The organism is Pseudomonas sp. NPDC090208, assembly GCF_044746785.1.
Lineage (GTDB): Bacteria > Pseudomonadota > Gammaproteobacteria > Pseudomonadales > Pseudomonadaceae > Aquipseudomonas.
Window position 1 is genome coordinate 44,194 of sequence record NZ_JBIVCU010000027.1, and the last position, 20,608, is coordinate 64,801.

Sequence of the window (20,608 nt, forward strand, 5' to 3'; positions counted from 1 at the left end):
GGTCAGGCCTCGACGCGCGCAGGTTTGGACATCACCGGATGCGCCAGCACCGGGGCTTTCTGCCGTGGCTGGCTGGACAGCAACGCATCGGTCAGTTGCCGCGCGCGCAGGGCGACCATGGAAAATGACTGCGCATCACTGATGCCGTGGGTTTTCTCCGAGGTGCCATTGGCGAGGATCTGCAGACCTTCGCTGTTTTGCAGGCCGACTCGGTAATCGCGGTCCACCGCCAGGCTGCCGTCCTCGTCACGCAACAGCCACGGTTGCAGCAGCGTCAGCAGCGGCGGCACGGCGAGCTGTTGATAACCGGTGCCAAGCACGATGCCATCGACATACAGGGTGGTTTCCTCGCCGGTATTGCTGTCGCGCAGCAGCACCGAATAGGCGTCGCCGACTTTTTCCACAGACTCGACGGTCGACCAGGTGTGCAGGTTCAGGCGCTGATGACCGCTGACTTCACCCTCATACATGAACGAGTACAGCGCCTGGCTCTCATCGGCGTCGATGCCGGCGTAGTTGGTCGAACGGATCTCGTCGAACACCTTGCTGCGCTGGCTCGGCGCCAACTGGTGGAAGTAATCGATCTGCTCCGGCAGGAACGCCATGTTCGGGAACTGACCCAACTGGCCGACCCTGAAACCGACGCCACGGTGCACCGAATGCACCTGAGTGGTCGGCGCCGCGCCGAGCAGATGCGCCACCGCCTCGCCAGCGCTCTGCCCCGAACCGAGGACCAGCCAGCGCTGCGCAATCGGCCCGCCGCCGAGGTGGATGTTTTTCAGGTATTGCGAGGTGTGGAACACCCGTCCGCCGAGATGCGCACTGAACGCTTCCGGAATGCGCGGCAGGCTGCCATGGGACAGCACCAGGCGTTTGGTGCGATAGGTGCCCTGGCTGGTGACCACATCCACAGCCTTGAGGATGCCCTGCTCGGCCACCGGCAGGATGTCGACCACGCCCTCGTCGTAGGCCGCGTAGTCCTTGAGCTGTGCGGCCACCCAACCGATGTAGTCAGACCATTCCACGCGGCTGGCCGGGCGCCCCAGCAGGCCGAATTTGTACAGACGTCCCTTGTCTTTCAGGTACATGGCGAAGGAGAAACGGCTGCGCGGGTTACGCGGCGTCACCAGATCACGGAAAACGTGGTGATTGATGTCGGTGCCGGCCAGCAGGAATGCGCCATGCCAGGTCGAATCGCGGCCTTTCTCGAAGAACCGTACGCGCTGAAACGGCTTTTTGCCGCGCTCTTCGGCTTCGTCTTCCAGCGCACAGGCCAGGGCGATACCGGCGGGACCAAAGCCGACCGAGACGACATCCAATTCCTGATGCGAACTATCGATTTCAAACTGATTCATGGTGGTCCTTCCTGAATGCGTTAAAGAGGTGCGAGCGCTTGAGAGCGTCCGGTTCAACCCAGCAGACGCCGCTCATGGGCGTGCGTGTCGGTGTAGGCCCACAACGAAATTCGGGCGTGATCGTTTTCCCCGTTACTGAAACTGATGGGGCCGGCCGGGGTAGCGAACGCCTCGAAACGCAAGGCATCGAGCAAACTCCGGCGGCGCTGCGCGGCAAGCTCTACCAGCGAGAACGCCGCCAGCGTCTCGATGGCGTATACCGGGGCCGGTTCGCCGAACAGCTGTTGATAAGTGCGGTCGGCGCTTTGCGCTTCCGGCAGGTCGCCGGCCACCGGAAAGCTCACCACGTACACCGTGCCGGTCTGGCCGAGGCCGCTGACCAGTGCCGGAGACGCCGCGTCGTCGGTGAAAATGATGGGTAATCCACAACCGGCAGCGCGCTTGTCCACAAGGAACTGGCGGCTGGCCTTGAGCCGTCCGCAAAACACCAGTGCATCCGCCTGGCTGTGGTCATCTACAAGTTGCACTGTGGATAAGTTCGCGGCGTCCTGCAGTTCGTGAAGTTGCTGACGACCGTGCAGGCTGGCGTCGGCAGACAGCGCCAGGCGTTGCAGACCCTGGGTCTCGGCGAAGCTCAGCAGACGTCGGGCCAGCGCGCGGTCAGAAGCGCAGATGCGGAAGGTGGTGCGACCGTCCTCGGTGAGTGCTGCGCAGGTCGAGGCCGGCAGGATCAGCGGAATCCCGGCCTGTGCATAAGTGTCTACCACGGCGGCGGCCGACTCTGACGCGAAATGGCCGATCACCGCGTCCACGCCTTCGTCGATGAAACGTCGGGCCGCAGCGCGACCACCCTCGGCGCAGGCGCCATCATCGACGTAGACGTGCTTTGCCCGGCGTACATGACCGAACAGGTGGCTGGCCAGATACACCCCGCGCAGAAAGCTGCGCGCATGCAGGGTGGTGCCAACATCGAGCGCGGCGCAGATCCCCAGGCGCATCATGACAACGCCACTTCGGCAAACCGCGCCGGGTTGAACGCCGCCATCAGCACGCGGTGTTCGGCATCGATCTGCGTGCCGCTCATCAGGCTGCCCAGCTCGAACGCCAGCAGGTCGGCGACGCCGGGTGCCATCTTGAAACCAATGCCGCAGAAACCGGTCGCCAGGTACACATGGCTGCGCGCACTGGCCCGGCCGATCAGCGGATGGCCGTCTTCGGTGTAGGCGTCCCACGCCACGCCGGTCATCAGCGGCAGGCTGTGCTGACGGTCGTAACCGAGCCGGGCGACGCGCTCCATCACGTCCTGCTCGTTGTCCATCGGCGCCAGGTTCAACTGGTCGGCGTGGGGCGCGCGATGCCGCCGTTGCCCGCCGGCCTGCACCAGATTGCGCCCCAGCGGCAGCAGATAGGTGTTGAGGTGATGGGCGATCACCGGCATGCCCGGCGCCTGATCGCAACCGAAGCGGGTGAATGGAATGGTCCGCGCATGCACCGCGTTGTGCGGCCGAGTGAACGGGCCGCTGGCGCCACAGGCATCGATGACCCAGGTCGCCTCCAGGCACAACTTGCCGGCGAACACCTGAACCTTGCCGTCCTGTTCTACCATCCGGTCCGCGGCCAGATGATCGAGAAACGTGGCTTTCTCACCGACATAACGGCTCAGCCCGGACACCACCGTCCGCGCATCGACCATGCCGCCGTCACGCTCGATCAGCAGGCATTCGCCCGTGCAGAACGCCGAGAAACGCCCGTTATCGAGCGCTTCCACCGACGCGTGGAGCTCGACGCTGTGGTGGCTGTCGCTGCCCACCGCATCCAGGTACTTGCCGCAGGTTTCCGCATTGGCGATATAGGCCACGCCCGTGCGGGTCAGCGAGCGCTCGAACAGCTCACGAACAATGCCGTTGCTGCCACGCAGCGGGCTGCGCCGGGTCAGCGGACGCAGGGCCGGGTCAAGTTCCAGCCCGCGCACGATGCCGCCGGTATCGCGGGTCGCCCCCTGCGCGCCAGCGATGCCCTTTTCCATCAGGGCAACGTCCAGGCCGCTCTCGACCAGTGCGGCGGCAATCGAAGCGCCCATCACGCCGGCGCCGATCACGATCACATCGAAAGAGGTTTTCATCACCGTAAACCTCCCGGGTCAGATCTCGTATTCAACGGCGCTGACGTACACCAGTTGGTGGAACACTTCGTTCTCGGTGAAGCGGCAGTAGCGCAGGATCTGCCGGGCCAGGTCCGGGAACACCGGCGCGCCGATGGCACCGATCAGGGCCATGTACGGCAGGATGCGTTTGCCCAGCAACTGCCGGTCGCGCGCTGCGTTGATCACGTCCGAAACCAGCACCGCCAGGCCCTTCATGCTGAAGTGGTCCACCGACGTGACCTCGAACCAGCGCGCCACCAGTTGCTTGATCGCCGCTGCGTCGGCGTTGCTGACCTTCAAGCTGTCACCCTCGACCCGCTCGCGCTCGGCCTGAGCCGCCAGCTTGACCAGCACTTCGTTGAAGGTCTGCTCGCGCCAGGCGGCGAACTTGTTCACATCGAAGTCGTCGGTGTCCTGCTCCGGCGCAATCAGTGCGAGATAGAAGCGCGCGCTGTCGGTGCAGGCGTCGGCGACCAGATCCCGTGCCCAGATCGCGTAGTTGCGGCTGGTCGACAGGTTCTTGCCGTTCAGGGTCAGGAACTGGTTGGTGTAGAAGGTCTGGCGCAGGCGGTAGCCGTGCATGGTCTGCAACAGCGCCGGGTAGACCATCATGTGGCTGAAGGCGCAGTCGTAACCGAGGAAATGCACCAGCCGGCCTTTGCCGGAACGGCAGTATTCGTCGTACTCCCACGGCGCATGCTTGTGCTCGTTGAGGTACTCGCGGAACGCGCCCAGATAACCGGACAGGCCCATGACCCAAGTGTGAATGCGCCGGCTGCCGTCGGGCTTGAGGTCCAGACCGCCGTCATGGGGCCGGGTGATGCCCCAGTCCAGCGGGCCGATCTCGAATTCTTCATTGAGGAAGCGGCGAATGAATGGCCGCAGCGGCGTGTGTTCGAAGGTGTTCTTGAGGTGATTGCGGAAGTTGGACAGGGCCAGGAACTCGCGCTCCACCGGCCGCCAGATCATCTTGCCGCTGCACAGCTTGCAATGGAAATCGCGCATCTTCGACGCATTCGGTGTGTGCGCGCACTCTTCGCACTGACTGGCGTCGGAGTCGCTGCCGCAGTAATCGCAAAGGCCACGGCCAAAGGCTTCATAGCCCCACTTGTCGCAGTGTTCGCAATAGGGTTCCTGGCTGACCTTCTTGTAGATCGCGCCGGCCTTCATGGCGAATTCGTAGACTTCCTCGACGGCTTTCTTGAAGTAGTTGTTGCGGTACGGGCGCATCCAGAAATCCACCTGGATGCCCATTTTCTTCAGCGTTTCGTTGATCTTGTCGGTATTCTCCACCGCCAGCTCCTGCGGCGGCCGATCACGCTCGATGCCGCGGCGCAGCATGTACGACTGGTAGTCGTCGGAGTACGACACCAGCGTGCAGTCATGGCCGCGCTGGCGTTGGGCGCGGGTGAAGATATCGGCGGCGAGGAACGGCCCGGCCATGTGGCCGATGTGCAGATCGCCGTTGGGGGTCGGTGGGGTGATGGTGACCAGGAGTTTGCCCATCATGAAGCCCTCTGTGCCGAGACGTCATGGACCGTCGCCTTTTGCAGGGCGAATTCGTTGAGCGCCACGGCTTCGCGCGCGTCTTCATCGAGGAAGCGGTTGGCCGAATCGCGGTCCCACCAGACCACGTAGAAGTGGAAATCTTCGTCGCTGTCGTTCACCACGTAGTGGTCGGTGTGTTTGGGGATGGCGGCGATATCGCCCATGGTGAAGGGGTACGTCTGCTCGCCCACCACCAGCGTGGCCGAGCCTTTGATGCCGATGAAGAATTCCTGGTCGATCTGCGTATGCGACAGCGACTTGGTATGCGGCCGAACCACACACCAGCCACCGCCGATAGGGGTCGGATAACCATTCCACGGCAATAGCCGGGAGCCATCCAGATCATATTCATGGACCAGTTTGTCCCAGGCCATGGGGCGGAAAATTTGAAAGTCTGTCATGCGGTTTCTCCTTCAGCCCGGGGCATCCATGCCCGTTGTTTCAGCGACTGCAATTCATGCCGAATTACGCTGTTCGATGGAGGGATAAGCTGAAGAAAATCGCAGGGGGGAGCAAACAAGAAATACGCAATCCGCAGTTAAGTCAGACTTAACTGCCGCCGATTCAATTATTCAATTTATCAACCGGTTAACTGCGTTTTGCTGGCCATTTGTTGTCATGGCCACTGTTGAAGTAGGACTTAACTGTCATCACAAACAGCCAATAAACATCATGCAGAATATTTCTGCGGGCATTAAGCGGGGCTTAACTGGCGTGAATTTGCATCATCCCTCGACCTGTAGGAGCGCGCTTGCCCGCGATTGCGGTGTGTCAGCCGACATTGATGTATCAGACAGATCGCTATCGCGAGCAAGCGCGCTCCTACGGGGGTCTGTGCATGTATTTCCCGCGGTTGAACCATTGATACGCCAACCGCCCTCAAGCCGGACTGCTACGGGCGTTCACCGCGTATCTGTAGGAGTGAGCTTGCTCGCGATGGCGGTGTGTCAGTCGACATTGATGCATCAGACACACCGCCATCGCGAGCAAGCTCACTCCTACAACGATCTAGGCATGTCTTGGCGATACCTCAACGGGTCGTGAACTCCCGCTGGGCAGCAATCGCCTGAGACAACAGCCAGTCGCGAAATTGCCGGCTGGATTTGGGCAGGATGGCGGTTTCGTCGTAGACCAGGTAATACGCAATCGGCGTATCGATGGTGGCGCGGAACGGCACCACCAGCCGGCCTGAGGCCAGTTCTTCGCGGATCAACGAGCGGCGCACCAGGGCGATGCCCATGCCGGCCAGCGCCGCTTCGATCACGCCGTTGGAATCGACGAACACCGAACCGCGCTGCACCGCCGGGTCGGCGTCTTCGATACCCACCGCGCGCAGCCACAGCGCCCAGTCTTCGCGGTGCTCGTCGTGCAGCAGGTTGTAGCTTTTCAGGTCGATGGGCGACGACAGGTAACGCGAATCCGGCAGCAGGCTCGGGCTGCACACCGGTTGCAGACGGTCGTTGATCAGCATCTCCACTTCCAGCCCCGGATAGCGGCCCAGACCATGGCGCACGGCAAAGTCGACGCCGTCACCCAACAGGTCGACGAGACGGTTGGTGGTGCTGATCAATACTTCGATGCCAGGGCAGATCGCCTGAAAATCCGGCAGACGCGGCAACAACCACTGCATGGCGAAGCCGCTGGTGCAGCTGACGGTGATGGTATTGGGGCCGTTGTCGCTCATCAGCCGCTGGGTCGCATCGGAAATCTGCCCCAGCGCCGGGCGGATGGCGCGCAGGTAGATCTTGCCTTCGGCGGTCAGTTCCAGGCGTTTGGTGTTGCGGATGAACAGCGTCACCCCCACGGCTTTTTCCAGCTTGGCGATCTGCTGGCTGATCGCCGCCGGGGTCACGAAAAGCTCGCCTGCCGCGCCTTTCATGCTGGCGTGGCGCCCTGTCGCTTCAAAACACAACAACGCGTACAGGGGCGGGAATTTCATGCCGGTCCTCAGTTAAGAAAATCTAATGTGCTTAAGAAAAGCTCGCTTGAGCACGGCTTCAGACACTGTTCAAATCATCACACCGCCACTCGACAAGCGTCAATCTACAAGTTTCCCGGCGCTGTTTTCCACCCACCGCCCAATAAAAAAGGAAGTGTCATGAGGCCGTCCGACTTTATCCGCTTACTTCTTCTGGCTGCGATCTGGGGCGCAAGTTTCCTGTTCATGCGCGTGGTGGCACCGGTATTGGGCGCATTACCCACCGCCTTCTTCCGGGTATTACTCGGCGCCATCGGTTTATTGGTGATTCTGGCAATTTTGAAAACCCGCCATGACTTCCAGGGCAAATTCAAATCCACGCTGGTATTGGGCGTCATCAACTCCGGTATTCCTTTCTTGATGTACAGCATGGCCGCGTTGTTATTGCCAGCCGGTTATTCGGCGATTCTCAATGCCACCACGCCGTTGATGGGCGTGTTGATCGGCTCGATGTTCTTCAGCGATACCCTGACCCCGAAAAAGGCCGCCGGCGTGTTGATCGGTCTGGTCGGTATCACGCTGCTGACCACCACCGGCCCGGTGACGTTCACCACCAGCGTGGTCATGGGTGCGCTGGCCTGTCTGGTCGCCACCAGTTGCTACGGCGCTGCCGGTTTCCTCACCCGGCAGTGGATCGCCGACAAGGGCGGCCTGGACGCCAAGCTGGTGGCCCTCGGCAGCCAGATCGGCGCGACCCTGTTCCTGGCGCCGTTCTTCGGCATCTCGGCGGCGGTCAATCCGCCTGCCAGCTGGGGCGACGCCACGGTATGGCTGTCGCTGGCGGCGGTCGGCTTCATCTGTACCGCTTGCGCCTACATCCTGTATTTCCGCCTGATCGCCGATATCGGCCCGGTGCGATCGCTGACGGTGACCTTTCTGATCCCGCCGTTCGGCGTGCTCTGGGGCGTGATGTTTCTCGACGAGCACCTGTCGGCCGGGCATCTGTACGGCGGTGGCCTGATCTGTCTGGCGGTGTGGTTCGTGCTCAGCAAGAGCAAACCCAAGCCGGTGACCGGGACGCAGGATCGACCCGCAACAACCTGAATAAAAGTTACCCACAGCAAAATCCCGACCTGCGGTGCCCCAGTGGATAAACCGCCCAGGCCTTGCTGTGTCTGAAAACTGCGGTATGCGACAAGTCAGGCTTTTGGAATGACTGCAATGGCGACAAGAACAGTGACACCGACCTGCCGTGAACTCTGGGTGGAGTACGCCGTATGAGCAGAGCGATCCCGTTGATAGCCCTTCGCACCTTTGTCGAGGTGTGCAAGGTTGGCAGCATGAAGCGCGCCGCCGACCACCTGTGCGTGTCCCCGGCAGCCATCAGCCAGCAGATCAAGGGTCTGGAAGACCAGATCGGCAAGCGCCTGTTCGAGCGCGACGCCAAGGGTATCCAGCTCACCGCCAGCGGACGGATTCTGTTCGACGAGTTGACCGACAGCTTCGACATCATCGAAAAGGCCTGGTCCGCTGCCGCCCTCAAGCAGCCACGGCAGACCCGTCTGGTGATCGGCACCACCTCGACCATCGCCAGCTCCTGGCTGATTCCGGCGCTGGGGGATTTCAAGGAACGCTGCCCGAACATCGAAATCTCTATCCAGATCTGCAACGGTCTGGCCGACCTCAAGCACGGCCATGTGGATATCTCCATTCAGCGTGAAACTGCCAGCAGCCCGGACAACCATGCCACGCGCCTGTGGTCGTCCTATCTGATCCCGGTGTGCAGCCCGAGCCTGCTGAACAAGCAGCGCAGCATCGAATCTCCACAGGACTGCCTGACTTATCCACTGCTGCAGGACAGCGAGCGCAATTACTGGAAGGTGTGGATGAATGCCTTTGGCATGAGCAACCGCAAAATGATTCAGGGCTCAAGCTACGGCGACGAGTCCCTGTTGATAAGTGCGGCTTGCGCCGGCCAGGGCATCGCCCTTGTGAATAACGTCTTCGCCTCGGAGGCCCTGCAATCAAGGCGGCTGGTGCAGGTGACCAACGCCACCTCTGAGCTGAAGTTCGATTACTTCGTCTACTGCGCGAAGGAGCGCCGGGAAGAGTGGGCCATCGTCGAATTCATGAAGTGGGCCGTGCAACAGGCAGGCAAGACCGCCAAGGGCCATGTGCGGGAGATCGACGGGGCCAGCAAGGTGGCGTGAGCACTGGCGGTTTAGCCTCTGATTCTGCCCGAAGGGCGTAGGAGCGAGGCTTGTCCCGCGACCTGCCGGGATCCGGCAGCAAACCCATACGGATTGGCCGCGCCAAGTACACGGCGTGTGCAGGTTTTACGGCGACTACGTCGCCGGTCGCAGGGCAAGCCAGCTCCTACGCTTCGGGCGGCGTTCTTGAGTCTGCCGCTCAAATGACTCAGCTGTTTTATCCACAGTTGTTTTTTTGAAACATTTCTCTGCCAACCATAGTCCGCTTTCCAGAATGGAAATCGTCTATGGCGTTGACCAGCAGTAACACCACAATCATTCGGGCGTTGCCGGGTGTAGCGCCAGCATGGGCCAGGCCATGACGGTACTGGTCACCGGCGCTGCCGGTTTCATCGGCTTCCATGTGGCACGGCGACTGTGCGAGCAGGGTATCGACGTCGTCGGCATCGATAACCTCAACGATTACTACAGCGTCGAGTTGAAGCTGGCACGCCTGGCCATTCTGCAGGAACTGCCGGGCTTCACCTTCCATCGTCTGGATATCACCGACGCTGCCGGCCTGGCCGAAGTATTCGCGGGTCAGCCCTTCGCGCAAGTCATCCATCTGGCGGCGCAAGCGGGGGTTCGCTACTCGATCGACAATCCGCACGTGTACGGCCAATCCAATCTGGTGGGGCTGATCAACCTGCTTGAAGCCTGCCGGCATTATCCGCCCGGCCATCTGATCTATGCGTCCAGCAGTTCTGTCTACGGGACCAACAAGCAGATGCCTTTCCGGGTCAGCGACTCTGCCGACCACCCCGTGTCGCTCTACGCGGCCACCAAACGCGCCAATGAATTGATGGCCCACAGCTATTCACACCTGTACCGGCTGCCGACCACCGGGCTGCGGTTCTTCACTGTATATGGCCCTTGGGGCCGCCCCGACATGGCGCTGTTCAAGTTCACCGAGGCGATGCTCGCCGGCCGGCCCATCGACATCTACAACCACGGCGAGATGGCGCGGGACTTCACCTACATCGATGACATCGTCGAGTGCATCTGCCGCCTGCGTGAACGTCCGCCCGTCGCCAGCGAAACCGTGGCGCCCTATCAACTGTTCAACATCGGCCGCGGCCAGCCCGTTCCTTTGCTGGCGTTCGTCGAGGCACTGGAAAACGCTCTGGGCATTCAAGCCCAACGCCGACTGCTGCCGCTACAACCTGGCGATGTGCTGAAAACCTGGGCCGACGTCTCGGCGCTGGCGCAGTGGGTGGATTACCAACCGCGAGTACCGGTCGAGGCCGGCGTGCAGGCTTTCGTCAGCTGGTACCGCAAGCATTTCCAGGCCTTGCCCGGCCCGTCTCTTTCTCAACAGGCACACCCATGACCCAAAGTATTTCCCTCTCCGTACTCATCCCGGCCAAAAACGAAGCCGCGAACCTGCCTGGGTTGCTCAGGGAAATCCGCACCGCGCTGCAGGGCGAGTCCTACGAGATCATCGTGGTCGACGACGGCAGCACCGATGGCACTGCGTCCCTGCTCGGTGAACTCAAGTCTGGCGAAATGCCGGAGCTGCGCATCCTCCAGCACGAGCGCTCGCTGGGTCAGAGTACGTCGATCTATCACGCCGCCCAGGCCGCACAAGGCAGCTGGCTGGCGACCCTGGACGGCGACGGGCAGAACGACCCGGCAGATATTCCCGGCATGCTGGCGCTGATCCGCGCCCGCCAGGAAGGCCAGGACGCCATTCAGCTGATCGCCGGACACCGGGTGAATCGCAAGGACACAGCCAGCAAACGCTGGGCTTCACGCTTTGCCAACGGCCTGCGCCGGCGTCTGCTCAACGACGACACACCGGACACAGGCTGCGGGCTGAAGCTGATCTGTCGCTCGGCGTTCCTCGCACTGCCCTACTTCGACCACATGCACCGGTACCTGCCGGCACTGATCCAGCGCCATAACGGACGCATGCTGGTGCATCCGGTCAACCACAGGCATCGCCAGGCGGGTGTCTCCAAATACGGCAACCTGGATCGGGCGCTGGTCGGCATCGTCGACCTGTTCGGGGTCTGGTGGCTGATCCGCCGGACTCGCCTGAACGTCACAGCCCTGGAGGTTCGCCCATGAAACTGGACAACGAGACATTGTGGCTGGTGCTCGGCTTTGCCGGGCAGGCGGTGTTCACCGGCCGTTTCGTCCTGCAATGGCTGTACAGCGAGTACAAGAAACGCAGCGTGATCCCCGTTGGGTTCTGGTACCTGAGCATGCTCGGCAGCGCCCTGCTGCTGATCTACGCGATCTACCGCCAGGATCCGGTGTTCATCGCCGGGCAATCGTTCGGTCTGCTGGTCTACCTGCGCAATCTGCAGCTGATCAACCATCAGACCAAAGCGCTCAAGGAAGAATAAGACCGTGCGAGTGTTCTTGCCCCCCCGCCGTGAAGGCCTGTTTCTGGTACTGCTGGCCGTGATCCTGGTCGGCGCCGGGCTGGGCCTGCGTCTGCCACAGAACGTCGATGAAGAGCGCTTTCTGGGCGTAGCGCTGGAAATGCTGCAAAGCGGCAACTGGTTCGTGCCCTACCGCGCCGCCGAGATTTACGCCGACAAGCCGCCACTGTTCATGTGGACGATCGCGTTTTTCACCTGGCTCACTGGCAGCCCCAACATTGCGCTGTACCTGCCCGGCATTCTGTCGGCAGCGACCGCGACGGCGGTGCTTTACGACCTGGGACGACGCCTGTGGAACCGCCGGACAGGGCGCAACGCGGCCTTGCTGTTTCTGGCGACCTACCAGACCTACTCCGTCCTGCGCACAGGACAGATCGACAGTTTTCTCTGCCTGTGGGTGGCACTGGGTTTCTACGGGATGGTCAGGCACCTGCTGCTGGGCCCGGCGTGGGGCTGGTTCTATGCCGGTTGCGCGGCCATGGGCCTGGGCATCATCAGCAAGGGCGTGGGCTTTTTGCCGGCCCTGATGCTGATCCCTTACGCCTACGCCGTGCGCAAAGGCTGGCGCGGGGTGGTGCCGATGCCCGGACAGGCCGGACGCTGGGCGCTGGGCCTGCTGGTGGTGCTCGCCGCTTGCTGCGTGTGGCTGGCGCCGATGGTCATCTCGGTGGTGCGGGACGGCAGCCCGGACGGGCTGGCCTACATCAAGGAAATCCTCCTGCATCAGACCGCCAATCGCTACGCCAACGCCTGGGATCATCGCGAGCCGTTCTGGTATTTCTTCGTCAACGTCATCCCCAAGTACTGGTTGCCGCTGGTCTTCGCCCTGCCCTGGCTGATCCCGGCGTGGCGTCGACAATTGCTCAAACAGGATGGCCGCACCCTGGTCCTGCTGGGCTGGGTGCTGATGGTCGTGTTGTTCTTCTGCCTGTCCACCGGCAAACGCAAGTTGTACATCTATCCGGCACTGCCAGGACTGGCGCTGGTGGCGGCGCCGCTGGTGCCGTGGCTGCTCAAGCGCTGGTTCGGCCAGCGCCGGATGGCACAGCGGATTTTTGCCGGCGTCGCCGTGCTGTGGTTCTGCCTGTGGTTCAGCCGCGGTTTCATCGAACCGCTGCAAGAAGGCAACAACCCCCATCAAGACCTGATGGCTGAAGCGGCAGAACTGACCGGTGGCGCCGACCTCGTGCTCGTCAACTGGCGCGAGGGCCATTGGCTCTATGCCCGGCAGCCACTGGTGCACTTCGGCTTCACCCGCCACTCCACCGTCGAGCAGGCAGCCGGCTGGCTGCAACTGCACCCGAATGCCTATGCGCTGGTGCCCGAAACGGAGTTGGCGAACTGCTTCGACCCGAGCAAAGCCCACGCGCTGGGTTCGACATCCCGCGCCGACTGGTTCGTGGTAGGTGCCGACGCCGACAACGGCCGTTGCCGACCGGAACAGCCGGAGAACGTGTACCGCTTTGCCTGGCATGTGGCTGCGCGTTGAGCCAAAACAAACCCGCCCCGCAGGTTGTGACCTGCGGGGCGGGTTTGAAGGTTGAGCGTCACATCACCAGCTTGTGGATAACTTATTCCACAGTCACCGATTTTGCGAGGTTACGCGGCTGGTCGACGTCGGTGCCCTTGAGCACGGCGACGTAGTACGACAGCAGCTGCAGCGGGATGGTGTAGAGGATCGGGGTCAGCTCGTCGATGATGTGCGGCATCGAAATGACGTGGGTGCCCTCGCCATTGTTCAGGCCGGCCTGTTCGTCGGCGAAGACCACCAGCTCGCCACCACGGGCGCGAACTTCCTGCAGGTTGGACTTGAGCTTTTCCAGCAGTTCGTTGTTCGGCGCCACGGTGACCACCGGCATGTCGCTGTCGACCAGCGCCAGCGGGCCGTGTTTGAGCTCGCCGGCCGGGTAGGCTTCGGCGTGGATGTAGGAGATTTCCTTGAGCTTCAGGGCACCTTCCATCGCCACCGGGAATTGCGCACCACGGCCGAGGAACAGGGTGTGGTTCTTCTCGGCGAACAGCTCGGCGACCTTTTCCACTGTGCTGTCCATCGCCAGCGCTTCGCCCAGACGGGTCGGCAGGCGGCGCAGTTCTTCCACCAGCGCGGCTTCGACGCCGTCAGCCAGGGTGCCTTTGACCTGACCCAGCGACAGGGTCAGCAGCATCAGCGCCACCAGCTGGGTGGTGAAGGCCTTGGTCGATGCCACGCCGATTTCCGGGCCGGCCTGGGTCAGCAGGGTCAGGTCCGACTCACGTACCAGCGAGCTGATGCTGACGTTGCAGATCGCCAGGCTGGCGAGGAAGCCCAGCTCCTTGGCGTTGCGCAGCGCGGCCAGGGTGTCGGCGGTTTCACCGGACTGGGAGATCGACACGAACAGGGTGTCCGGCTGGACGACGACTTTGCGATAGCGGAATTCGCTGGCGACTTCGACCTGGCACGGAATGCCGGCCAGTCCTTCCAGCCAGTAACGGGCAACCATACCGGCGTGGTAGCTGGTGCCGCAGGCGACGATCTGCACGTTACGCACTTTGGCGAACAGCTCGGCGGCCTGTGGACCGAACGCTTGCACCAGCACCTGTTGCTGACCGAGGCGGTTTTCCAGGGTGCGTTGCACCACTTTTGGCTGCTCGTGGATTTCCTTGAGCATGAAGTGGCGGAACTCGCCCTTGTCGGCAGCTTCAGCGCCTTCGCGGTACTGCACCACCTCGCGCTCGACCGGCGCGCCATCGGCGGTCCAGATCTGCACGCTGTCACGGCGGATCTCGGCGATATCGCCCTCTTCCAGGTACATGAAGCGGTCAGTGACCTGACGCAGGGCCAATTGGTCGGAGGCGAGGAAGTTCTCGCCCAGACCCAGGCCGACCACCAGCGGGCTACCGCTGCGGGCCGCAACCAGACGGTCCGGTTGTTTGGCGCTGATCACCGCCAGACCGTAGGCACCGTGCAGTTCCTTGACTGTGGCTTTCAGGGCGACGGTCAGATCCGGGGTGTCCTGCAATTTGTGGTGCAGCAGGTGGACGATGACTTCGGTGTCGGTGTCGGAAGTGAACAAGTAGCCGAGGCCTTTCAGGCGTTCACGCAGCGGCTCGTGGTTCTCGATGATGCCGTTGTGGACAACTGCCAGCTCGCCGCTGGAGAAATGCGGGTGGGCGTTGTGCTCGACCGGCGCGCCGTGGGTGGCCCAGCGTGTGTGAGCGATACCCAGACGGCCTACCAGCGGCTCGCCGGCCAGCGACTGCTCCAGCTCGTTGACCTTGCCGACACGGCGGCGGCGTTCGAGCACCCCGGCGTTGCTGAACAGCGCCACACCGGCACTGTCGTAGCCGCGGTATTCGAGGCGCTTGAGGCCCTCCAGCAGGATGGCAGTGACATTACGTTCAGCGACGGCGCCGACGATTCCACACATGGTCTTCTCCTAGGAAACAGCGGCGCAGATCAATGTCACGCCGCGAGCCTGAATTTGTTCGCGAGCCTCAGCGGGCAGGCGATCATCGGTGATAAGGGTATGGACGCTGCTCCACGGCAGCTCCAGATTGGGAATCTTGCGCCCGACCTTGTCGGCCTCGACCATCACGATCACTTCGCGGGCGACTTCAGCCATGACCCGACTCAAGCCCAGCAATTCGTTGAACGTCGTGGTGCCACGGGTCAGATCGATGCCATCGGCACCGATGAACAGCTGGTCGAAATCATAGGAACGCAGCACTTGCTCGGCGACCTGGCCCTGGAAAGACTCGGAGTGCGGGTCCCAGGTTCCACCGGTCATCAACAGCACCGGCTCATGCTCCAGCTCGCCAAGGGCGTTGGCGACATGCAGCGAGTTGGTCATGACCACCAGGCCGGGTTGCAGGCCCAGTTGCGGAATCATCGCGGCGGTGGTGCTGCCACTGTCGATGATGATCCGCGCATGCTCGCGAATCCGCGCCACGGCGGCACGGGCAATCGCCTGTTTATAAGGGGAAACGGACTGGCCGGACTCGCCGATCAATTCCTGCGGCATCGGCACTGCGCCACCGTAACGGCGCAGCAGCAGGCCATTGCTCTCCAACGCCGCCAAATCTTTACGAACCGTCACTTCGGAGGTTTCGAAACGTCTGGCCAGTTCGTCGACACTGACTTCGCCCTGCTCGTTGAGCAGCGCAAGGATGTTGTGGCGACGTTGGGGGGTATTACGTTTCGACATGCTTGCCTTAAGTTTCGTTTCGAAAGATAACGAAGCGAATGAAAGCGTATCGAAAGATGTTAGTCAAGGGCTGGCGAAGAAATCGGCACCCTTGTAGGAGCTGGCTTGTCCTGCGACCGGCTGCGAAGCAGTCGTAAAACCGTATGCATTGGCCGTGTCAGGTACAACGCATTGACCGATTTTACGACGACTACGTCGCCGGTCGCAGGACAAGCCAGCTCCTACAGGGATCGCGGGACAACGCGCGATCAGGGTTAGCCAACCACAGGATTGTGGATAACCTTACTTCTTGACCTTCACCGGGCGTTTCCAGCCGTCGATGTTGCGCTGGCGGGCGCGGGCCACGGCCAGTTGTTCGGTGGCCACGTCCTGATTGATGGTGGAACCGGCGGCTGTCGTGGCACCGGTAGAGATATTCACAGGCGCCACCAGCGAGTTGTTGGAGCCGATGAACACGTCTTCGCCCAGCACCGTCTTGTGCTTGTTGGCGCCGTCGTAGTTGCAGGTGATGGTGCCGGCGCCGATGTTGGTGCGCGCACCGATCACGGCGTCGCCCAGGTAGGTCAGGTGACCGGCCTTGGCGCCTTCGCCCATGTGCGCGTTCTTCAACTCGACGAAGTTACCCACATGGGCCCGCGCCTCCAGCACGCTGCCCGGACGCAGGCGGGCGAACGGGCCGGCATCGGCCGCTTCACCGACAATCGCACCTTCCAGATGGCTGTTGGCCTTGATGATCGCGCCCTTGCGCAGGGTGCTGTCCTTGATCACGCAGTTCGGGCCAATGGAAACGTCGTCTTCGATGATGACCTGCCCTTCGAGGATGACGTTGATATCGATCATCACGTCGCGGCCAGCAGTGACTTCGCCACGCACATCGAAACGCGCCGGATCGCGCAGGGTCACGCCCAAGGCCATCAGGCGGCGTGCTTCACGCAGTTGATAGTGGCGCTCCAACTCGGCCAGTTGTTTGCGGTCGTTGGCGCCCTGCACTTCCATGGCGTCCAGCGGCTGTGCGGTGGCGACGGTCAGCCCATCGTTCACCGCCATAGCGATGACGTCGGTCAGGTAATACTCGCCCTGCGCATTGTTGTTGGACAGCCGGCCCAGCCAGTCAGCCAGACGCTTGCCCGGCACGGCGAGAATCCCGGTGTTGCCTTCCTTGATGGCTTTCTGCGCTTCGCTGGCGTCCTTGTGCTCGACGATGGCGCTCACCCGGTTCTGCGCGTCACGGACGATGCGGCCGTAGCCGGTCGGATCGTCGAGGTTGACGGTCAGCAGGCCCAGCTGTTGATCATTCACCAACGTCAGCAGGCGATTCAGGGTTTCCACTTCGATCAGCGGGACATCGCCATACAGGATCAGCACGGTATCGGCACTCAGCACCGGCAGCGCTTGAGCCACGGCGTGACCGGTGCCCAGTTGCTTGTCCTGCAGCACGAAGTTCAGGTCATCTGCGGCCAGACGCTCACGCACCAGGTCGGCGCCATGGCCAATCACCACATGAATGCCTTGCGGGGAAAGCTGGCGCGCGCTGTGGATAACGTGACCGAGCATGGAGTTGCCGGCGACCGGGTGCAGCACCTTCGGCAGAGCCGAACGCATCCGGGTGCCCTGACCTGCGGCGAGAATGACGATATCGAGAGACATGAAGGGATTCCAGGCGAGCGAGCCACAGCCATCAAGGCCGGGCGGGTGATTCGGAACAAGGGGCCGAAAAAAGAAAAAGGGTAGCCGAGGCTACCCTTTTACTCAATCGCGCAGAAGCTGCCAGCGTTAGCCGCCGAACTTCTTGCGAATTTGCTGAACGGTGCGCAGCTGGGCTGCGGCTTCCGCCAGACGTGCAGCAGCAGATCCGTAATCGAAATCTGCGCCCTTTTCGTTCAGGGCACGCTCGGCAGCCTTGACGGCTTCCAGAGCAGAGGCTTCGTCCAGGTCAGCAGCGCGTTGCACGGTATCGGCAAGCACTTTGACCATGTTCGGTTGAACCTCGAGGAAACCACCGGAGATGTAAAACACCTCGGCTTCTCCACCCTGCTTGATCAGGCGGATCGGACCCGGTTTCAGATCGGTGATCAGAGGCGCGTGGCCCGGAGCGATACCGATATCACCCAGGTTACCGTGCGCAATCACCATCTCGACCAGACCGGAGAAAATCTCTCCTTCCGCGCTGACGATATCGCAATGGACTGTCATAGCCATTTGCCTGCCTCAACCTGATGAGCGCCCGTTGCCGGGCGCCTGGATTACAGTTTCTTGGCTTTCTCGATCGCTTCTTCGATGCCGCCGACCATGTAGAACGCTTGTTCTGGCAGGTGGTCGTAGTCACCGTTGAGGATGCCTTTGAAGCCAGCAATGGTGTCTTTCAGGGAAACGTATTTACCCGAAGCACCGGTGAAGACTTCAGCCACGAAGAACGGCTGCGACAGGAAGCGCTGGATCTTACGAGCACGGGCAACCAGTTGCTTGTCGGTTTCGGACAGCTCGTCCATACCCAGGATCGCGATGATGTCCTTCAGCTCTTTGTAGCGCTGCAGAACGTACTGAACACCGCGAGCGGTTTCGTAGTGTTCGGTACCGATCACGTTCGGGTCCAGCTGGCGCGAAGTCGAGTCCAGTGGGTCAACCGCCGGGTAGATACCCAGGGAAGCGATGTCACGGGACAGAACGACGGTGGCGTCCAAGTGGGCGAAGGTGGTCGCTGGCGACGGGTCGGTCAGGTCGTCCGCAGGTACGTATACGGCCTGGATCGAGGTGATCGAACCTTGCTTGGTCGAAGTGATGCGCTCTTGCAGCACGCCCATCTCTTCAGCCAGGGTCGGCTGGTAACCTACTGCCGAAGGCATACGGCCCAGCAGTGCGGATACTTCGGTACCGGCCAGGGTGTAACGGTAGATGTTGTCGACGAACAGCAGAACGTCGTTACCTTCGTCACGGAACTTCTCGGCCATGGTCAGGCCGGTCAGAGCAACGCGCAGACGGTTTCCCGGCGGCTCGTTCATCTGGCCGTATACCAGGGCAACCTTGTCCAGAACGTTGGAATCCTTCATCTCGTGGTAGAAGTCGTTACCCTCACGAGTACGCTCACCCACACCGGCGAACACGGAATAACCGCTGTGCTCGATGGCGATGTTACGGATCAGTTCCATCATGTTTACGGTCTTGCCGACACCGGCACCACCGAACAGACCGACTTTACCGCCCTTGGCGAACGGGCAAACCAGGTCGATAACCTTGATGCCGGTTTCCAGCAGGTCGTTGCCGCCTGCCTGTTCAGCGAAGGAAGGTGCGGCACGGTGAATGCCCCAACGCTCTTCGGTGTCGATTGGACCGGCTTCGTCGATCGGGTTGCCGAGGACGTCCATGATGCGGCCCAGGGTGCCCTTGCCGACCGGCACGGAGATGGCTGCATTGGTGTCGACAACGTCCAGACCGCGCTTCAGGCCTTCGGTGGAACCCATCGCAATGGTACGAACCACGCCGTCGCCCAGCTGCTGCTGAACTTCCAGAGTGGTTTCCGCGCCTTGTACTTTCAGCGCGTTGTAGATGCTCGGTACGCTGTCGCGTGGAAATTCCACGTCGATCACGGCGCCGATGATTTGAACGATACGTCCGCTACTCATTAGCTGGATCCTCTGAATATTTGAACCGTTAAACCGCGGCAGCGCCGCCGACGATTTCCGAGATCTCTTGGGTGATCGCTGCCTGACGCGCCTTGTTGTAGATCAGCTGCAAATCGCTGATCAGGTCACCGGCGTTGTCAGTGGCGTTCTTCATTGCGATCATCCGCGCGGCTTGTTCAGCTGCGTTGTTCTCGACCACCGCCTGGTAGACCTGCGACTCCACGTAACGCACCATCAAGCCGTCCAGCAGCTCTTTAGCGTCGGGTTCGTACAGGTAGTCCCAGTGGTGCTTGAGTTCTTGATCCGGGGTTGCTACCAACGGAACCAGTTGCTCGACCGTTGGTTGCTGGGTCATGGTGTTGACGAACTTGTTGGATACCACGGACAGGCGGTCAATACGGCCCTCCAGGTAGGCATCCAGCATCACCTTGACGCTGCCGATCAGATCATTGATCGACGGCTCTTCGCCCAGGTGGCTGATCGCAGCGACGACGTTACCGCCGAAGTTGCGGAAAAACGCCGCACCTTTGCTGCCGATCACGCACAGATCGATCTCTACACCGTTTTCACGGTTCTTCGCCATGTCCTTGACCAGGGCCTTGAACAGGTTGGTATTCAAGCCACCACACAAACCACGGTCACTGCTCACCACGATGTAACCGACGCGCTTGACTTCGCGGTCGATCATGAACGGGTGACGGTATTCCGGGTTGGCGTTGGCAAGATGACCAATCACCTGGCGGATGCGCTCCGCGTAAGGACGGCTAGCAGCCATGCGCATTTGAGCCTTGCGCATTTTGCTGACCGCCACTTTTTCCATGGCGCTGGTGATCTTTTGCGTGCTTTTGATGCTCGCAATCTTGCTGCGAATCTCTTTTGCGCCTGCCATGTAACACCTATCAGGTTAGCAAGCGGGAGCCTCGCGACTCCCGCTGCGGCTTACCAGGTTTGGGTGGCCTTGAACTTCTCGATGCCGGCTTTCAGGCCAGAATCGATTTCGTCATTGAAGTCACCCTTCACGTTGATCTTCGCCATCAAATCGGCGTGATCGCGGTTGAAGTAAGCAATCAGCGCTTGTTCGAAGCTGCCGATCTTGGCGATTTCGACGTCAGTCAGGAACCCACGCTCAGCGGCATACAGCGACAGCGACATGTCGGCGATCGACATTGGCGCGTATTGCTTCTGCTTCATCAGCTCGGTA

18 protein-coding genes and 1 pseudogene are annotated in these 20,608 nt (G+C 61.5%); 6 read left to right on the top strand and 13 right to left on the bottom strand.

From position 1 onward, the window contains the following. Window positions 1-2: 2 nt before the first annotated feature. The 6 genes from ACIPL0_RS29405 to gcvA form a co-directional block, all read right to left on the bottom strand. On the bottom strand, window positions 3-1,355 hold the full coding sequence (locus ACIPL0_RS29405) for a SidA/IucD/PvdA family monooxygenase (RefSeq protein WP_400602479.1): 1,353 nt from the start codon (window positions 1,353-1,355) through the stop codon (window positions 3-5). 53 nt (window positions 1,356-1,408) lie between these two features. Beyond that, window positions 1,409-2,356, bottom strand: a complete 948-nt coding sequence (locus tag ACIPL0_RS29410; protein ID WP_400602477.1) for an ABC transporter substrate-binding protein — start codon at window positions 2,354-2,356, stop codon at window positions 1,409-1,411. Continuing rightward, on the bottom strand, window positions 2,353-3,477 hold the full coding sequence (locus ACIPL0_RS29415) for an NAD(P)/FAD-dependent oxidoreductase (RefSeq protein WP_400602475.1): 1,125 nt from the start codon (window positions 3,475-3,477) through the stop codon (window positions 2,353-2,355). Before ACIPL0_RS29415 ends, ACIPL0_RS29410 begins: the two co-directional genes overlap by 4 nt. Window positions 3,478-3,495: 18 nt before the next feature. Beyond that, complete coding sequence (locus ACIPL0_RS29420) at window positions 3,496-5,007, bottom strand: methionine--tRNA ligase (RefSeq protein ID WP_400602473.1); 1,512 nt, start codon at window positions 5,005-5,007, stop codon at window positions 3,496-3,498. After that, window positions 5,004-5,447 (bottom strand): cupin domain-containing protein, encoded by a 444-nt coding sequence (locus tag ACIPL0_RS29425; RefSeq protein ID WP_400602472.1) that lies wholly within the window; start codon window positions 5,445-5,447, stop codon window positions 5,004-5,006. The genes ACIPL0_RS29420 and ACIPL0_RS29425 overlap by 4 nt, the downstream gene beginning before the upstream one ends. A gap of 629 nt (window positions 5,448-6,076) precedes the next feature. Then, window positions 6,077-6,985 (bottom strand): transcriptional regulator GcvA, encoded by a 909-nt coding sequence (gcvA, locus tag ACIPL0_RS29430; protein WP_400602470.1) that lies wholly within the window; start codon window positions 6,983-6,985, stop codon window positions 6,077-6,079. Window positions 6,986-7,144: 159 nt separating this feature from the next. Here gcvA and ACIPL0_RS29435 point away from each other — a divergent pair, with 159 nt between their 5' ends. The 6 genes from ACIPL0_RS29435 (at window position 7,145) to ACIPL0_RS29460 (ending at window position 13,092) form a co-directional block, all read left to right on the top strand. After that, window positions 7,145-8,068 carry a DMT family transporter gene (locus tag ACIPL0_RS29435; RefSeq protein WP_400602468.1) on the top strand — a complete coding sequence of 308 codons (924 nt, stop codon included), beginning with the start codon at window positions 7,145-7,147 and terminating at the stop codon, window positions 8,066-8,068. 173 nt (window positions 8,069-8,241) lie between these two features. Continuing rightward, on the top strand, window positions 8,242-9,174 hold the full coding sequence (locus ACIPL0_RS29440; RefSeq protein WP_400602466.1) for a LysR substrate-binding domain-containing protein: 933 nt from the start codon (window positions 8,242-8,244) through the stop codon (window positions 9,172-9,174). Between the two features lie 358 nt (window positions 9,175-9,532). After that, a complete protein-coding gene (locus ACIPL0_RS29445) occupies window positions 9,533-10,543 on the top strand; it encodes an NAD-dependent epimerase (RefSeq protein WP_400602464.1) in 1,011 nt (336 codons plus the stop codon). After that, window positions 10,540-11,283 (top strand): glycosyltransferase family 2 protein, encoded by a 744-nt coding sequence (locus tag ACIPL0_RS29450; RefSeq protein ID WP_400602462.1) that lies wholly within the window; start codon window positions 10,540-10,542, stop codon window positions 11,281-11,283. The genes ACIPL0_RS29445 and ACIPL0_RS29450 overlap by 4 nt, the downstream gene beginning before the upstream one ends. Further along, on the top strand, window positions 11,280-11,564 hold the full coding sequence (locus ACIPL0_RS29455; protein WP_400602460.1) for a lipid-A-disaccharide synthase N-terminal domain-containing protein: 285 nt from the start codon (window positions 11,280-11,282) through the stop codon (window positions 11,562-11,564). Before ACIPL0_RS29450 ends, ACIPL0_RS29455 begins: the two co-directional genes overlap by 4 nt. Before the next feature lie 4 nt (window positions 11,565-11,568). Beyond that, window positions 11,569-13,092: an ArnT family glycosyltransferase gene (locus ACIPL0_RS29460; RefSeq protein WP_400602458.1), complete on the top strand. Its 1,524-nt coding sequence runs from the start codon at window positions 11,569-11,571 to the stop codon at window positions 13,090-13,092. A gap of 82 nt (window positions 13,093-13,174) precedes the next feature. Here ACIPL0_RS29460 and glmS read toward each other — a convergent pair whose 3' ends face one another. The 7 genes and pseudogenes from glmS to ACIPL0_RS29495 form a co-directional block, all read right to left on the bottom strand. Continuing rightward, window positions 13,175-15,010, bottom strand: coding sequence for a glutamine--fructose-6-phosphate transaminase (isomerizing) (gene glmS / locus ACIPL0_RS29465; RefSeq protein ID WP_400602457.1), 1,836 nt, complete (start codon window positions 15,008-15,010; stop codon window positions 13,175-13,177). 9 nt (window positions 15,011-15,019) lie between these two features. After that, the gene (locus tag ACIPL0_RS29470; RefSeq protein ID WP_400602455.1) at window positions 15,020-15,787 is read right to left on the bottom strand and encodes a DeoR/GlpR family DNA-binding transcription regulator; all 768 of its coding nucleotides are present in this window, start codon (window positions 15,785-15,787) and stop codon (window positions 15,020-15,022) included. Window positions 15,788-16,069: 282 nt separating this feature from the next. Then, window positions 16,070-17,434 carry a bifunctional UDP-N-acetylglucosamine diphosphorylase/glucosamine-1-phosphate N-acetyltransferase GlmU gene (gene glmU / locus ACIPL0_RS29475; protein ID WP_400602453.1) on the bottom strand — a complete coding sequence of 455 codons (1,365 nt, stop codon included), beginning with the start codon at window positions 17,432-17,434 and terminating at the stop codon, window positions 16,070-16,072. A gap of 126 nt (window positions 17,435-17,560) precedes the next feature. Next, entirely contained in the window at window positions 17,561-17,986 is a 426-nt protein-coding gene (locus ACIPL0_RS29480; RefSeq protein ID WP_081564627.1) for a F0F1 ATP synthase subunit epsilon, read from the bottom strand. Between the two features lie 44 nt (window positions 17,987-18,030). Beyond that, complete coding sequence (gene atpD, locus ACIPL0_RS29485) at window positions 18,031-19,407, bottom strand: F0F1 ATP synthase subunit beta (RefSeq protein WP_400731752.1); 1,377 nt, start codon at window positions 19,405-19,407, stop codon at window positions 18,031-18,033. Between the two features lie 28 nt (window positions 19,408-19,435). Then, window positions 19,436-20,296, bottom strand: a complete 861-nt coding sequence (gene atpG / locus ACIPL0_RS29490) for a F0F1 ATP synthase subunit gamma (protein WP_400731753.1) — start codon at window positions 20,294-20,296, stop codon at window positions 19,436-19,438. A gap of 50 nt (window positions 20,297-20,346) precedes the next feature. Beyond that, window positions 20,347-20,608, bottom strand: a pseudogene (locus tag ACIPL0_RS29495) (F0F1 ATP synthase subunit alpha); the annotation flags it as partial.

What these genes read in the sequence shown, in the direction of transcription:
- ACIPL0_RS29405 (WP_400602479.1), bottom strand. Translation starts at nt 1,355, where the DNA reads ATGAATCAGTTTGAAATCGATAGTTCGCATCAGGAATTGGATGTCGTC.
- ACIPL0_RS29410 (WP_400602477.1), bottom strand. Translation starts at nt 2,356, where the DNA reads ATGATGCGCCTGGGGATCTGCGCCGCGCTCGATGTTGGCACCACCCTG.
- ACIPL0_RS29415 (WP_400602475.1), bottom strand. Translation starts at nt 3,477, where the DNA reads ATGAAAACCTCTTTCGATGTGATCGTGATCGGCGCCGGCGTGATGGGC.
- ACIPL0_RS29420 (WP_400602473.1), bottom strand. Translation starts at nt 5,007, where the DNA reads ATGATGGGCAAACTCCTGGTCACCATCACCCCACCGACCCCCAACGGC.
- ACIPL0_RS29425 (WP_400602472.1), bottom strand. Translation starts at nt 5,447, where the DNA reads ATGACAGACTTTCAAATTTTCCGCCCCATGGCCTGGGACAAACTGGTC.
- gcvA (WP_400602470.1), bottom strand. Translation starts at nt 6,985, where the DNA reads ATGAAATTCCCGCCCCTGTACGCGTTGTTGTGTTTTGAAGCGACAGGG.
- ACIPL0_RS29435 (WP_400602468.1), top strand. Translation starts at nt 7,145, where the DNA reads ATGAGGCCGTCCGACTTTATCCGCTTACTTCTTCTGGCTGCGATCTGG.
- ACIPL0_RS29440 (WP_400602466.1), top strand. Translation starts at nt 8,242, where the DNA reads ATGAGCAGAGCGATCCCGTTGATAGCCCTTCGCACCTTTGTCGAGGTG.
- ACIPL0_RS29445 (WP_400602464.1), top strand. Translation starts at nt 9,533, where the DNA reads ATGACGGTACTGGTCACCGGCGCTGCCGGTTTCATCGGCTTCCATGTG.
- ACIPL0_RS29450 (WP_400602462.1), top strand. Translation starts at nt 10,540, where the DNA reads ATGACCCAAAGTATTTCCCTCTCCGTACTCATCCCGGCCAAAAACGAA.
- ACIPL0_RS29455 (WP_400602460.1), top strand. Translation starts at nt 11,280, where the DNA reads ATGAAACTGGACAACGAGACATTGTGGCTGGTGCTCGGCTTTGCCGGG.
- glmS (WP_400602457.1), bottom strand. Translation starts at nt 15,010, where the DNA reads ATGTGTGGAATCGTCGGCGCCGTCGCTGAACGTAATGTCACTGCCATC.
- ACIPL0_RS29470 (WP_400602455.1), bottom strand. Translation starts at nt 15,787, where the DNA reads ATGTCGAAACGTAATACCCCCCAACGTCGCCACAACATCCTTGCGCTG.
- glmU (WP_400602453.1), bottom strand. Translation starts at nt 17,434, where the DNA reads ATGTCTCTCGATATCGTCATTCTCGCCGCAGGTCAGGGCACCCGGATG.
- ACIPL0_RS29480 (WP_081564627.1), bottom strand. Translation starts at nt 17,986, where the DNA reads ATGGCTATGACAGTCCATTGCGATATCGTCAGCGCGGAAGGAGAGATT.
- atpD (WP_400731752.1), bottom strand. Translation starts at nt 19,407, where the DNA reads ATGAGTAGCGGACGTATCGTTCAAATCATCGGCGCCGTGATCGACGTG.
- atpG (WP_400731753.1), bottom strand. Translation starts at nt 20,296, where the DNA reads ATGGCAGGCGCAAAAGAGATTCGCAGCAAGATTGCGAGCATCAAAAGC.